14 protein-coding genes and 3 pseudogenes are annotated in these 12,097 nt (G+C 72.5%); 6 read left to right on the top strand and 11 right to left on the bottom strand.

Annotated elements, in window-relative coordinates; all coding sequences use genetic code 11:
• The coding region (locus AB0O67_RS33400; RefSeq protein ID WP_365458481.1) for a MaoC family dehydratase at positions 1-255 on the bottom strand (255 nt) is incomplete at its 3' end.
• Positions 256-367: 112 nt separating this feature from the next.
• On the opposite strand from AB0O67_RS33400, the gene soxR reads away from it, so the two are divergent.
• A complete protein-coding gene (gene soxR / locus AB0O67_RS33395; protein ID WP_365458478.1) occupies positions 368-889 on the top strand; it encodes a redox-sensitive transcriptional activator SoxR in 522 nt (173 codons plus the stop codon).
• Between the two features lie 58 nt (positions 890-947).
• On the opposite strand, the pseudogene AB0O67_RS33390 reads toward soxR, so the two are convergent.
• The 3 genes and pseudogenes from AB0O67_RS33390 to AB0O67_RS33380 all read right to left on the bottom strand — a co-directional run.
• Positions 948-1,846: pseudogene (locus AB0O67_RS33390) on the bottom strand (RNA ligase (ATP)); the annotation flags it as partial.
• Positions 1,844-2,089 (bottom strand): annotated as a pseudogene (locus AB0O67_RS33385) (hypothetical protein); the annotation flags it as partial. The pseudogenes AB0O67_RS33390 and AB0O67_RS33385, both read right to left, overlap by 3 nt.
• 189 nt (positions 2,090-2,278) lie before the next feature.
• Positions 2,279-2,881, bottom strand: a complete 603-nt coding sequence (locus AB0O67_RS33380) for a hypothetical protein (protein ID WP_365458475.1) — start codon at positions 2,879-2,881, stop codon at positions 2,279-2,281.
• Between the two features lie 179 nt (positions 2,882-3,060).
• Between AB0O67_RS33380 and AB0O67_RS33375 the strand changes: the two genes are divergently transcribed.
• Together AB0O67_RS33375 and AB0O67_RS33370 are read left to right on the top strand one after the other, a co-directional pair.
• Entirely contained in the window at positions 3,061-3,633 is a 573-nt protein-coding gene (locus tag AB0O67_RS33375; protein WP_365458484.1) for a penicillin acylase family protein, read from the top strand.
• A 46-nt stretch (positions 3,634-3,679) separates the two neighbouring features.
• Positions 3,680-3,874, top strand: coding sequence for a hypothetical protein (locus AB0O67_RS33370; RefSeq protein ID WP_365458472.1), 195 nt, complete (start codon positions 3,680-3,682; stop codon positions 3,872-3,874).
• Here AB0O67_RS33370 and AB0O67_RS33365 read toward each other — a convergent pair.
• Positions 3,865-5,109 (bottom strand): DUF1343 domain-containing protein, encoded by a 1,245-nt coding sequence (locus tag AB0O67_RS33365; protein WP_365458469.1) that lies wholly within the window; start codon positions 5,107-5,109, stop codon positions 3,865-3,867. The genes AB0O67_RS33370 and AB0O67_RS33365 overlap by 10 nt on opposite strands.
• Before the next feature lie 180 nt (positions 5,110-5,289).
• Here AB0O67_RS33365 and AB0O67_RS33360 point away from each other — a divergent pair, with 180 nt between their 5' ends.
• Genes AB0O67_RS33360 through AB0O67_RS33350 form a run of 3 tightly spaced genes read left to right on the top strand, consistent with a single transcriptional unit; the run spans position 5,290 to position 8,338 of the window.
• Positions 5,290-6,054, top strand: a complete 765-nt coding sequence (locus tag AB0O67_RS33360; protein ID WP_365458466.1) for an SDR family oxidoreductase — start codon at positions 5,290-5,292, stop codon at positions 6,052-6,054.
• Positions 6,051-7,718, top strand: a complete 1,668-nt coding sequence (locus tag AB0O67_RS33355; protein ID WP_365458463.1) for an AMP-binding protein — start codon at positions 6,051-6,053, stop codon at positions 7,716-7,718. Before AB0O67_RS33360 ends, AB0O67_RS33355 begins: the two co-directional genes overlap by 4 nt.
• A gap of 26 nt (positions 7,719-7,744) precedes the next feature.
• Positions 7,745-8,338: a TetR/AcrR family transcriptional regulator gene (locus AB0O67_RS33350; protein ID WP_365458460.1), complete on the top strand. Its 594-nt coding sequence runs from the start codon at positions 7,745-7,747 to the stop codon at positions 8,336-8,338.
• 52 nt (positions 8,339-8,390) lie between these two features.
• Here AB0O67_RS33350 and AB0O67_RS33345 read toward each other — a convergent pair whose 3' ends face one another.
• From AB0O67_RS33345 to AB0O67_RS33320, 6 genes and pseudogenes are all read right to left on the bottom strand, one after another.
• Entirely contained in the window at positions 8,391-9,605 is a 1,215-nt protein-coding gene (locus AB0O67_RS33345) for an acyl-CoA dehydrogenase family protein (protein ID WP_365458457.1), read from the bottom strand.
• Between the two features lie 5 nt (positions 9,606-9,610).
• On the bottom strand, positions 9,611-10,633 hold the full coding sequence (locus AB0O67_RS33340) for a phosphotransferase family protein (RefSeq protein WP_365458454.1): 1,023 nt from the start codon (positions 10,631-10,633) through the stop codon (positions 9,611-9,613).
• Positions 10,634-10,801: 168 nt separating this feature from the next.
• Positions 10,802-11,098: a hypothetical protein gene (locus tag AB0O67_RS33335; protein ID WP_365458451.1), complete on the bottom strand. Its 297-nt coding sequence runs from the start codon at positions 11,096-11,098 to the stop codon at positions 10,802-10,804.
• Positions 11,099-11,255: 157 nt separating this feature from the next.
• Positions 11,256-11,588 (bottom strand): DUF202 domain-containing protein, encoded by a 333-nt coding sequence (locus AB0O67_RS33330; RefSeq protein ID WP_365458448.1) that lies wholly within the window; start codon positions 11,586-11,588, stop codon positions 11,256-11,258.
• Entirely contained in the window at positions 11,576-11,968 is a 393-nt protein-coding gene (locus AB0O67_RS33325; protein WP_365458445.1) for a DUF202 domain-containing protein, read from the bottom strand. The genes AB0O67_RS33330 and AB0O67_RS33325 overlap by 13 nt, the downstream gene beginning before the upstream one ends.
• Positions 11,969-12,005: 37 nt before the next feature.
• Positions 12,006-12,097: pseudogene (locus AB0O67_RS33320) on the bottom strand (NUDIX hydrolase); the annotation flags it as partial.

Genomic DNA, 12,097 nt, shown 5'->3' with positions numbered 1-12,097 from the left:
GCCCTCGACGCCGATCAGCTGCGGGCCGAAGAGCGGCAGCAGGGAGAGCGTGAGGTAGCCGTGCGCGATCGTCGTGCCGAAGGGGCCGGCGGCGGCCTTCTCCGGGTCGACGTGGATCCACTGATGGTCGCCGGTGGCCTCGGCGAACAGGTCGATCCGCTTCTGGTCGACCTCCAGCCAGTCGGTGTACCCCAGTTGCTCGCCCACCGCCGCCTTCAGCTCGTCGGCTGACGTGAAGATCCTCGGCTCTGCCATGTCCCGGCCTCTCGCGTGGCGACTGCAATGTCTAAGCAACTGCTTAGCATGGTGCCGTCCGGGGCCGCTGTCAACGGACCCGGGCCGTCGGCGACTGGGTAGGCTTCGAGAGGTGCCCCAGATTCCCGAGAAGATCCACGAGCTCACGGTCGGCCAGCTCGCCGCGCGCAGCGGCGCCGCCGTCTCCGCCCTGCACTTCTACGAGGCCAAGGGGCTGATCAGCAGCCGCCGCACCCCGGGCAACCAGCGCCGCTACACCCGGGACACGCTGCGCCGCGTCGCCTTCGTCCGCGCCGCCCAGCGTGTCGGCATCCCGCTGGCCACCATCCGCGAGGCGCTCGCCGAGCTGCCCGAGGAGCGCACGCCCACCCGGGACGACTGGGCCCGCCTGTCCGAGGCCTGGCGTTCGGAGCTGGACCAGCGGATCAAGCAGCTCAACCGGCTCCGCGACCACCTCACGGAGTGCATCGGCTGCGGCTGCCTCTCCCTGGCCACCTGCGTCCTGTCCAACCCCGACGACGTCTTCGGCGAACATCTCTCGGGCTCCCGCCTCCTGGTGGAACGCCCGCCCGGCGGGCAGCGGCGGGCGTCGCGGGGGCGGGGGCAGCAGCCGGAGCCCGAGGAGTGCTGCTAGCGGGGGAGGGTCGCCCGGCGGGGCCGCGCTCGCGCCCGCCCCGCCGACCGCCCGCCGCTCACTCGTACTCGGTCCCGCCCTTCCGGGTCAGATACGCCGGGGCTCACCGCCTTGGCCACCGCCCGGCCGCCGGTCACCGGGCTGTAGCGCTCCGTCGCCGGGCGGATCACCACGCCCTCGCGCAGGTGCAGGGTCCCGACCGGACACCGTCTCGCGGCCGGAGGCGAACTCCAGTACGCGGGCGATGTCGTACGGCCCGGTGAACAGACGCGGCACCGACGGCAGCTCTCCGCCCAGCAGTTGCTCCGCGTCCAGCCAGCGCACCTGGCCGTCGATCTCCGCGGACACGTCGAACACGGCGTACCCCAGCGTGTCGCGCCGCCCGTCCGCACCGTACGTCAGGTCCTGCACCCCCGCGCCGTACACCTCGCCGAAGATCCCGACCCGGCGCGCCCCCAGCCGCCGGGCGAGCCGTGCCGCGGCCTCCGCGACGCCGTGCCCGCGCACCGCGCGCCAGTAGAGGTTGCGCGGGTCCTCCTTCAGGGCCAGCGACTTCGCCCCGAAGCCCTTGGAGGAGACGTACACCCGGTCCTCGCCGGCGACGTACGTCACGAGGCAGGCCGAACCGTGCAGCTTCTCGGTCAGCACGACGGGCTCGCCCGGCCTGAAGATGTCCGGGTGGCGCTGGACGTTCTCGATGTCGACCCAGGGCAGCAGCTCGGGCGCCGACTCGACGTCGCCGTTCATCGTGGGCGGTACCGGTGGCACCCACTTGGTGATGCCGAGCCGCTCCGCGAAGTCCGTGCCGTCCGCCGCCGCGGCCGCCAGATCGACGTCCGCCAGCGCCTTCGGCCGGCAGACGATCCCTTGCGACAACTCGCCACGCAGCCGCACCGCCTTGACCCTGTCCGCCTTGCCGCCCGCCAGCCGCCCGGTCAGCCCCAGTTCCTCGATCACCTCCGCGAGCACCCGCAGCACCCTCGGCCCGAGCGGCGAGCGTGCGAACCGTGCCGCCCCGTCAGTCCCGGACCAGATCCCCGCCTCGACGCCCACCCCGGCGTCGAGCAACGCGGCGGCCAGTTCCTCGGCGCCCGGCTCGTGCCAGTTGACCGACGCGTGGTCGGGCAGCACGGTCCAGTCGCGCACGCGCTTCAGCCGGGCCGCCGGATCGGGCTCGGCCCAGGCGCCGGTGGTCAGGCCTCGATGGTGCCAGGCACCACCTGTCGCGCGCGCGTGCCGGGACATCCGCCGGCATCCGCCGCGTACCGGGTCGTTCGCCGTTCAGGGGGTGCGGCATCCCCTGCGCACCCCCAGCCGGTCCGCGGCGGACGGCACATGGCCCGCCACGTACACCCCCGTTGCTCCCGTGGCCGTGGCACTCATGGCGTCTCAGGCGGACATCAGCAGTCGTTCGCGCCTGGCGTACGCCAGGGCCTCGGGCGTGAGCACGGGGCGCGGGACGAGAATTCCGCAGTCCGTGCAGACCGGGCCCGACGAGGGCTCGTGATCCAGGTCGTACTTCCAGCGCAGGCGCTCCCCGTCACACACGGGGCACGCCGAGCCGGGCTCGCGCTCCAGCGCTGCGATGATCTGCCGCAGCACCTCCGCGAGCGGCTCCGCCGGGTGCACCTCGGGGTCGTCGCACCAGGCGACCCCGAAACCGCCCCAGGTCAGCCGGTGCCAGTCGTCCACCGTGCCGGGCCGGCGCAGCCCGTCGTGCTTCTCTTTCTTGCGGCGCTCGGCGAACTCGACCTCGTAGGCCAGCCACACCGCTCGGGCCGCCTCCAGCTCGTCCAACGCGGCCACGAGCCGCGCAGGGTCGGGAGAACGGTCCTCCGGGCCGAACCCGGCCCGGGTGCACAAGTGGTCCCAGGTCGCCCTGTGCCCGTAGGGGGCGAATCGCTCAAGGCACTTGCGCAGCGAGTAGCGCCGCAGCGCCAGGTCGCATCGGGGGTCGCGTACCTGTCTCGCCAGACTCCGGAAACCGGCCATCGCCCTGCACCTCCGTCACACCTGCACCTGTACTTCGGTCACTTCGGCGTCGTCGTACGGACGTCGCCGAATAGACGTATCGACCAGCGATTCGGCTCCATCCGCTTCCCTCCCCGTGAGGACAGCCACTCCCGGGCGGTCGTTGCGACCCGCAAAAGTGACGTGTCGCGCTCGACAGACTGAGAACTCCCCACAGAGCCCACGGGTTCCTGAAGTCGGCTTCCGTATGCGTCCTGATTGCCGGTCTTTTGTCCCCGCTTTCCCGAGCGGCGGCAACGCCACCCTGGAGGACGGGTGTGCCGCACCTCACCGGTACCACCCGCTGCGGCACGGGGTTCGGCGCCGGTCACGCGGCGGCCGAGGGCCGGCTGTGGCTGATGGACGTCTTCCGGAACGTCGGACGCGGGCGGCCGACCGCCTTCACGGGCGGCGCGGCCGCCAACCAGGGCCCGGAGCAGGAACTCTGGCGCGACGCACCCTGCAGCGAGGCCGATCTCCGGCCGCAGATCGACGGCGTCACCGCCGACGGCGAGCGGAGCCGCCGGGCCCTCACCGACGTGAACGCCCAGGTCGTCGGCATCGACGCCGACATCGCCGCCTTCGGCAGCGGCCGCCACTTCCCCGGCGAGTACGCGGCGGGGTCACACCGGCCTCGCCGGTCCGGGCGATGGCCGAGGCGGGCCTCACCGACCGACCTGCGGGCGGAGGCCGTCCTGCCGAAGCTGCCGAAGGTGGTCGACAGCTCTCCGTGACCGACCCGGTGACCACACCTGCGCGCACGCCGACGCGATCGGGGACGTGAACGCCTGGTGGTCGCTCATGGTGAAGGCCGCGTTCGAACCCGCCCTCGGCGGATACCTCTTCGCGGCGCTCACCGCCGACCTGCCGGTCGACGAGTCGCCGTCCCCCGCCCCCGGGCCGACGGAGCGCGCCCGACGACCGGTGCGCGGCGGGCCCTGCCACGAGGCCCGCCGCCGTCCGGCTCAGCGGTAGAGGAGGTACTGCCGCCGCGTCCTGCGGAACGCCGCCAGCTCCTGCTCCCAGCCCGCCACCACGTCGTCGGTGCCCGCCCCGGCGTCGATCATCGTGCGGACGAGCGTGGAGCCGGTGAGCCTGTCGATCCAGTTGTCCGACCGCCAGGCGAAGCCGCTCCAGGTCCGCTTGGCGGTGATCAGCAGGGCGATCCCGGTGCGCACGGGGTCGAACGCCGCCCGGTCGTGCACGTGCAGCTGTACGCCACCGATGGTGCGGCCCTGGAACTTGGAGAAGGTGGGCGCGAAGTACGCCTCCCGGAAGTGCACGCCCGGCAGGCCGAGTTCGCTCACGGCCGCCGCCCAGCCGCGGTCGATGCCCTCCGCCCCGAGCAGTTCGAAGGGGCGGGTGGTGCCCCGGCCCTCGGAGAGGTTCGTGCCCTCGAAGAGGCACGTGCCCGCGTAGACCAGGGCGGTCTCGGGTGTCGGCATGTTGGGGCTCGGCGGCACCCACGGCAGCCCGGAGGCGTCGTAGAAGTCCGAGCGCCGCCACCCGCTCAGGCGGACGGTGTCCAGGGACACCGGAGAGGTCAGGAACTCCTCGTTGAACAGCAGCGCCAGCTCCGCCACCGTCATGCCGTGCGCCTGCGAGATCGGCTGCCGCCCCACGAAGGTGGCGAACTCCTTGTGCAGCACCGGCCCTTCGGCCGACACGCCGGTCATCGGGTTCGGCCGGTCCAGCACGACGACGCGCTTGCCCGCCAGGCGGGCCGCCTCCATGCAGTCGTACAAAGTCCAGATGTAGGTGTAGAAGCGCGCGCCCACGTCCTGGATGTCGAAGACGATCGTGTCCACGCCGGAGGCCGTGAAGATGTCGGCCAGCGGCTGGCCGCTCGTCTGGTAGGTGTCGTAGACGGGCAGGCCGGTCGCCGGGTCGTCGTAGCGGCCCTCGGAGCCGCCGGCCTGCGCGGTGCCGCGGAAACCGTGCTCCGGGCCGAAGACGGCGGTGACGTCCACCCTGTCGTCGGCGTGCATCACGTCGACGATGTGGCGTACGTCCCTGGTGATGCCGGTCGGGTTGGTGACGATGCCGACGCGGTCGCCGTCGAGGAGGTCGTAGCCCCCGGCGGCGAGGCGCTCGAACCCAGTACGCAACCGGCGGTCGCCGCCTGCTGCGGGTGCGGCCGCCGCCGGGACCCCCGACGCCGCGACCGCTGCGGTGGTGGTGGCGAGCAGGCTGCGTCTGGACAGCTTCATACGAGGGCCTCCGTGATCGCGGCGGGTGTCATGCTCACGCACGCTAGCGCGCCTCCGCCCACCACGGGAACGAACCGGGCCGGACTTAGGCTCCCGCGTCGCCCTTCCGCCACAACATACCGACCGGTTAGTCTGACCGCGCGAGGGCAGAGCCGAGGCGCGTCGAAGGAGACCGAACCGATGGTGGGAGCCGTGCAGGGTGCCGGAGTGGTCGTCACCGGTGCAGGAGGCGGGATCGGGGCCGCACTGGCCCGGCGCTTCGCCGCCGAGGGGGGCCGGGTGGTGGTCAACGACCTCGACGCGGACAAGGCCGAGGCCGTCGCCGACGAGATCGGCGGCATCGCCGTCCCCGGCGACGCCTCCGCGATCGTCGCCGAGGCCAGGGACGCGCTCGGTGGTGCGGTGGACGTCTACTGCGCCAACGCCGGGGTCGGCTCCGGCGGTTCCGAGGCGGCCCCCGAGGAGGTCTGGCAACTGGCCTGGGACGTCAACGTCATGGCGCACGTGCGTGCCGCCCACGCGCTGCTCCCCGACTGGCTGGAGCGTGGCAGCGGGCGATTCGTGTCCACCGTGTCGGCCGCCGGGCTGCTCACCATGATCGGCGCCGCCCCCTACAGCGTCACCAAGCACGGCGCCTACGCCTTCGCCGAGTGGCTCTCCCTCACCTACCGCCACCGGGGGGTGATGGTGCACGCCATCTGCCCGCAGGGCGTGCGCACCGACATGCTCGCCGCCACCGGCAGCGCGGGTGACCTGGTGCTGGTGCCGACCGCGATCGAGCCCGCGGCCGTCGCGGACGCGCTGTTCGAGGGGATCGAGGAGGACCGCTTCCTGATCCTGCCGCACCCCGAGGTCGCCGCGTACTACGAGGCCCGGGCCGCCCATCCGGACCGCTGGCTGACCAGCATGAACCACATCCAGCAGAAGTGGGAGGCGGCCCCGTGACCCGCTCCCACTACGCGGCCAAGCCCTGGCTGGCGCTGCTCGACGAGGCCCAGCGGGCGCCCGTCAGCCCCGACGACTCACTGGTGCACGTTCTGCGCCGGGTCGCCGGCGAGGCACCGGATCGGACCTTCCTCGCCTACTTCGACGGACGGCTGAGCTACCGCGAGGCCGACGAGCTGAGCGACTCCGTCGCCGGGCACCTCGCCGAGCGGGGCGTGGCGCGGGGCGACCGCGTCGCCGTGCTGCTGCAGAACTCGCCGCACTTCGTGCTCGCCGTGCTGGGCGCCTGGAAGGCGGGCGCGGTGGTCGTGCCGGTCAACCCGATGTACAAGTCGGGCGAGGTCGGCCATGTCCTGCGGGACGGCGGGGTGGCCGCGCTGATCTGCTCCGACCGGGCCTGGGAGTCGTATCTGCGCGAGACCGTGGCCGGCTCGCCGGTGCGGGTCGTGCTCACCGCCTGCGAGCTGGACTTCCAGACGCGGGGTGACGCGCGGGTGCTGACCTTCGAGCGGGCCACGCGGGCCGACGACACCGACGACCTGACCGCCGTCGCACGGGCGGGCGGCAAGGCGGCGGAGGGTCGTCTGCCGAGCCCGGACGACATCGCGCTGATCAGCTACACCTCCGGCACCAGCGGCACCCCCAAGGGGGCCACCAACACGCACGGCAACATCATGTACAACGCCGAGCGGCAGCGGACCGGGCTGGGGCTGCCCGAGGCGCCGGTGTACTTCGCGATGGCGCCGCTCTTCCACATCACCGGGATGGTCTGCCAGCTCGGGGCGTGCCTGAACAGCGCGGGCACGCTGGTCCTGGCGTACCGCTTCGAGGCGGGCGTCGTGCTGGACGCGTTCGCCGAGCACCGGCCGCACTACACGGTCGGGCCGTCGACCGCCTTCATGGCGCTGGCCGCCCACCCGTCCGTCACCCGCGACCACTTCTCGTCGTTCCGGATCATCTCCTCCGGCGGTGCGCCGCTGCCGCCCGCGCTGGTGGAGAAGTTCCGGGCCGGTTTCGGACCGTACATCCGCAACGGCTACGGGCTCACCGAGTGCACCGCGCCGTGCGCCGCCGTGCCGCCCGGCCGGGAGGCGCCCGTCGACCCGGCCTCGGGGACGCTGGCCGTGGGCGTGCCCGGCCCCGACACCGTCGTGCGGATCGTCGACGACGAGGGTTCGGAGGTGCCGTTCGGGGAACAGGGCGAGATCGTCGTACGGGGCCCGCAGGTCGTGCCCGGCTACTGGCGGCGGCCCGACGCCACCGATGAGACGTTCCCCGGCGGCGAACTGCGCACCGGGGACATCGGGTTCATGGACGCCGAGGGCTGGCTGTACGTGGTCGACCGCAAGAAGGACATGATCAACGCGTCCGGCTTCAAGGTCTGGCCGCGCGAGGTCGAGGACGTGCTCCACACCCATCCGGCGGTGCGCGAGGCCGCCGTCGTCGGGGTGCCCGACGGCTACCGGGGCGAGACTGTCAAGGCCTACATCAGCCTCCGTCCGGGTGCCGCACCGGGCCCGGACGAACTCGCGGCGTACTGCAGGGAGAGACTGGCCGCCTACAAGTACCCGCGGCTGGTGGAGATCCTGCCGGACCTGCCGAAGACGGCGAGTGGGAAGATCCTCCGGCGGGAGTTGCGTTCTCGTTCGCGGGAAAGTCAGTAGGACATCACGGAAGGCAGGTGGCGGCAGTGCCCAGGACGACGGACACGGACGGGACGCCTGTGCCGCAGCGGCTGCTGGCCGCCGCCACCCGGCTCTTCGCGGAGCAGGGCTACGACCGCACCTCGGTGCAGGAGATCGTCGAGGCGGCGGGCGTCACCAAGGGAGCCCTGTATCACTACTTCGGCTCGAAGGACGATCTGCTGCACGAGGTGTACGCGCGCGTGCTGCGCGTCCAGCAGGAACGCCTGGACGCGCTCGCGGACGCCGACGAGCCGGTCGAGAAGCGGGTGCGGAACGCCGCCGCCGACGTCGTGGTGACGACCATCGAGAACCTCGACGACGCGATGATCTTCTTCAGGTCGATGCACCATCTGAGCCCGGAGAAGAACAAGCAGGTCCGCGCGGAGCGCAGGCGCTACCACGAGCGCTTCCGCGCGCTCATCGAGGAGGGCCAGCAGGCCGGCGTCTTCTCCACGGCGACCCCGGCCGACCTGGTGGTGGACTACCACTTCGGGTCCGTCCACCATCTGTCGACCTGGTACCGCCCCGACGGGCCGATGAGCCCCCAGCAGGTCGCAGACCACCTGGCCGACCTGCTGCTGCGGGCACTCCGGCCGTAGCGAGGCACGGTAAGGGGCGGTCGCCATGGGCAACCGCCCCTCACGCACGGGCTCACAGGTACTTCTTCAGCTCCCGCCGTGCCAGCGACCGCTGGTGCACCTCGTCCGGGCCGTCCGCGATCATCAGCGTGCGCGCGCCGGCGTACAGCTCGGCCAGCGGGAAGTCCTGGCTCACACCGCCCGCGCCGTACAGCTGGATCGCCTTGTCGAGGATGCCGACGACCGTGCGCGGTGTGGCGATCTTGATGGCCTGGATCTCGGTGTGGGCACCCCTGTTGCCGACCGTGTCCATCATCCAGGCGGTCTTCAGGACCAGCAGGCGCATCTGCTCGACGGCCACCCGGGCGTCCGCGATCCAGTTGTGCACCACGCCCTGCCCGGCCAGCGGCTTGCCGAACGCCTCGCGCGACACCGCGCGCCTGCACATCAGCTCGATCGCCCGCTCCGCCATGCCGATCAGCCGCATGCAGTGGTGTATCCGGCCGGGGCCGAGCCGGGCCTGGGCGATGGCGAAGCCGCCGCCCTCCTCGCCGACGAGGTGGGAGACCGGCACGCGCGCCTGGTCGAAGACCACCTCGGCGTGGCCGCCGTGGGAGTGGTCCTCGTAGCCGAAGACCTGCATCGCCCGCTTGACCGTCACGCCCGGGGTGTCGCGCGGGACCAGGACCATGGACTGCTGGCGGCGGATGTCCGGCCCGTCCGGGTCGGTCTTGCCCATCACGATGAAGATCTTGCAGTCCGGGTTCATCGCCCCGGAGATGTACCACTTGCGGCCGGTGATGACGTACTCGTCGCCGTCCCGCTCGATGTGTGTGGTGATGTTGGTGGCGTCCGAGGAGGCCACGTCGGGCTCGGTCATCGCGAAGGCCGACCGGATCTCACCGGCGAGCAGCGGCTCCAGCCACTGCTTCTTCTGCGCGTCGTCGCCGAACTGCGCGAGCACCTCCATGTTCCCGGTGTCCGGCGCGGCACAGTTCGTCGCCGTGGGCGCGAGGTGCGGGGAGCGGCCGGTGATCTCGGCCAGCGGGGCGTACTGGAGGTTGGTGAGACCGGCGCCGTGCTCGGCGTCGGGCAGGAAGAGGTTCCACAGGCCCTGGCTGCGGGCCTCGGCCTTCAGCTCCCCGACGACCGCCGGGGTGTCCCAGGGGGAGGCGAGCGCGGCCCGCTGCTCCTCGGCCACGGCCTCGGCCGGGTACACGTACTCGTCCATGAAGGCGAGCAGCTTGGCGCGCAGTTCCTCGGTGCGTGCGTCGAACGCGAAGTCCATGCCGGTCAGCCTTTCTGCAGTGTGGTGAGACCGTGCTCGATGAAGACGGGAACGAGATCGCCGATGCGGTCGAAGCCGCGGCCGACCGTCTGGCCCAGGGTGTAGCGGTAGTGGATGCCCTCCAGGATCACGGCGAGCTTGAACCAGGCGAACGCCGTGTACCAGGCGACCGCGGAGACGTCGCGGCCGGAGCGGGCCGCGTACCGTTCGACCAGCTCGGCCGGGCTCGGGTGCCCCGGGGCCTCGGCGGTGGTGGAGACCGGCGACTTCGGCATGCCGAGCGGCATGCTGTACATCACCAGCAGGCCCAGGTCGGTCAGCGGGTCACCGAGCGTGGACATCTCCCAGTCCAGGACCGCGTTGATGGTGTCGCCGGCGCCCACCAGGACGTTGTCGAGGCGGAAGTCGCCGTGTACGACGGCCGGGGCGGGGGAGGTGGGCAGGGCCCGGCCGAGGGCCGCGTGCAGCTCGTCGATGCCGGTGAGGTCGCGGTTGCGGGAGGCGTCCAGCTGCTTGCCCCAGCGGCGCAGCTGGCGGTCCAGGAAGCCCTCGGGGCGACCGAAGTCGCCGAGACCGACCTCCTCGGGGTCCACCGCGTGCAGCTCGACCAGGGTGTCCACCAGGGAGAGGACCACCTCGCGGGTGCGCTCGGGACCGAGCGGGGCGAGCTGGTCGGTGGTGCGGTACGGCGTGCCGGGCACGAACTCCATGACGTAGAACGGCGCCCCGAGGACCTCCTCGTCCTCGCACAGCAGCAGTGTGCGCGGTACCGGAACCTTCGTCTGCCCGAGGGCGCTGATCACCCGGTGCTCGCGCCTCATGTCGTGAGCGGTGGCCAGGACGTGACCGAGCGGGGGCCGGCGCACGACCCACCGGGAGTCGCCGTCGGAGACCGCGTAGGTGAGGTTCGACCGTCCGCCCTCGATCAGCCGGCCGGTCAGCGGGCCGCGCACCAGACCGGGCCGCTCACGGTCGAGCAGGCCGCGCAGCCGGTCGGGATCGAGGCCTGGCGGGTGGTCGGAAGCCATCGTCGCTCCTACGGATGTGTGAACGTGACCCGTCCAATGATGCCGACCGGTCGGTATGCCGTCCAGAGGGGCGGGCGAACGTGATCGGCGCCACGACAGGCCGGCAGCTCCCCGCGCGGGAGGCGGGGAGCTGCCGGGGACTCCTTGCGGGCCGGGGGCGGCCCGGTCTCAGTGGTCGTCCCAGTGCCCGTCGTGCTCGGCGTGCCGGTGGCCGTCGTGGAGGTAGTCCACGTGGTCGCCGTGCTGCACCCGCGCATGGCCGCAGCCCTCGGCGTGCCGATGGTCGTGGCCGGCGTGGGCGTTGTGCCCGCTGGGCTCGCACTCGTCCCAGTGGCCGTCGTGCGCGCGGTGCAGGTGGCCGTCGTGGGCGTAGTCGATGTGGTCGCCGTGCGGGACCTCGGCGTGCCCGCAGGCGGGGCCGTGGGTGTGCGTGTGGGCGGAGTGTTCCTCGTGCAGGGTGGTCATGGCGCTCACCTTCGGGTGCGGGTGGTGGACGACCGAAAGGCTGCCACGGGGATCGGGCATATCCGGGCATCCGTGCCTTCGTGGCGTACGAGTTCCCCGGAGGGGCGGGCGTCGGCGGTGGCTGTCGGTGTGGCGGCCGGGCCGGTGACCGGCTCGGTCAGAACATCAGCGCCGACGCGCTGACCGCCAGGGCCACCGTGCACAGGGTGGCCGCGGTGGCGTGCCGGGGGGTGAGGGCCGGGGGGTGGCCTGGTGCCGTGAGGGTGCGGATGCGGGCGTGGGCGACCAGGAGGAGGCCCAGCCAGAGGGCGCAGCACAGCGCGCAGGCGAGGATGCGGGGCGCCGAGGGGCCGCCGTGCAGGGCCGTGCGCGCCGCGAGCACCGCGGCGACCGTGCCGGAGAGTGTCGTCCGCCGCCAGGCGAGCCGGGTCCGCTCCGGCTGGAGCCCGGGGTCCCGCTCCGGGGCGACGGGGGCACTCACCCGTCCCATCCCACGAGCACCAAGACCACCATCGCCACCGCCACCACCGCGACGACGACGCTCAGCAGCGCCGGGAAACGGGACACCGGCAGATCCTCGCCCCGGCGCATCGCGCGCTCGCAGCGCATCCAGTGGTCGACCGCCCGCAGGGAGCACAGCACGCCCGCCCCGAGCAGGGCGAGCGCCAGCCCGACCCGCCAGCCCCATCTGAGGTCCGGCAGGAACTGGTCCACCGCGAACCCGCCGCCGATCAGCGCGAGCGCGGTGCGCAGCCAGGCCAGGAACGTGCGCTCGTTCGCCAGCGAGAACCGGTAGTCGGGGGTGGTGCCCTCCTCCCGGATCCGCTGGGGCCCGAACCAGAGCCGGACGTTTCGCGCGAGTTCGATCACGCGCACGACCCTATCCGGATCGCCTCGCGGGGTACGCTCAGCGCCGTTGCGCCTCCAGGCGGTGGTACGCCGCCAGTCCGTCCGGCACCCACTCCCACTCGCCGAGCCGCAGCGCCACCTCCTCCTCGG

It is taken from the genome of Streptomyces sp. NPDC086077 (genome assembly GCF_040686175.1).
Lineage (GTDB): Bacteria > Actinomycetota > Actinomycetes > Streptomycetales > Streptomycetaceae > Streptomyces.
Note: the sequence above shows the minus strand (reverse complement) of the source record. Positions and strands in the feature narration are given on the sequence as shown.

Excerpts from the sequence above, each read along its gene's own strand:
- AB0O67_RS33345 (WP_365458457.1), bottom strand. The coding sequence starts at position 9,605 with ATGGACTTCGCGTTCGACGCACGCACCGAGGAACTGCGCGCCAAGCTG.
- AB0O67_RS33365 (WP_365458469.1), bottom strand. The coding sequence starts at position 5,109 with ATGAAGCTGTCCAGACGCAGCCTGCTCGCCACCACCACCGCAGCGGTC.
- AB0O67_RS33360 (WP_365458466.1), top strand. The coding sequence starts at position 5,290 with ATGGTGGGAGCCGTGCAGGGTGCCGGAGTGGTCGTCACCGGTGCAGGA.
- AB0O67_RS33380 (WP_365458475.1), bottom strand. The coding sequence starts at position 2,881 with ATGGCCGGTTTCCGGAGTCTGGCGAGACAGGTACGCGACCCCCGATGC.
- AB0O67_RS33335 (WP_365458451.1), bottom strand. The coding sequence starts at position 11,098 with ATGACCACCCTGCACGAGGAACACTCCGCCCACACGCACACCCACGGC.
- AB0O67_RS33340 (WP_365458454.1), bottom strand. The coding sequence starts at position 10,633 with ATGGCTTCCGACCACCCGCCAGGCCTCGATCCCGACCGGCTGCGCGGC.
- AB0O67_RS33330 (WP_365458448.1), bottom strand. The coding sequence starts at position 11,588 with ATGGGACGGGTGAGTGCCCCCGTCGCCCCGGAGCGGGACCCCGGGCTC.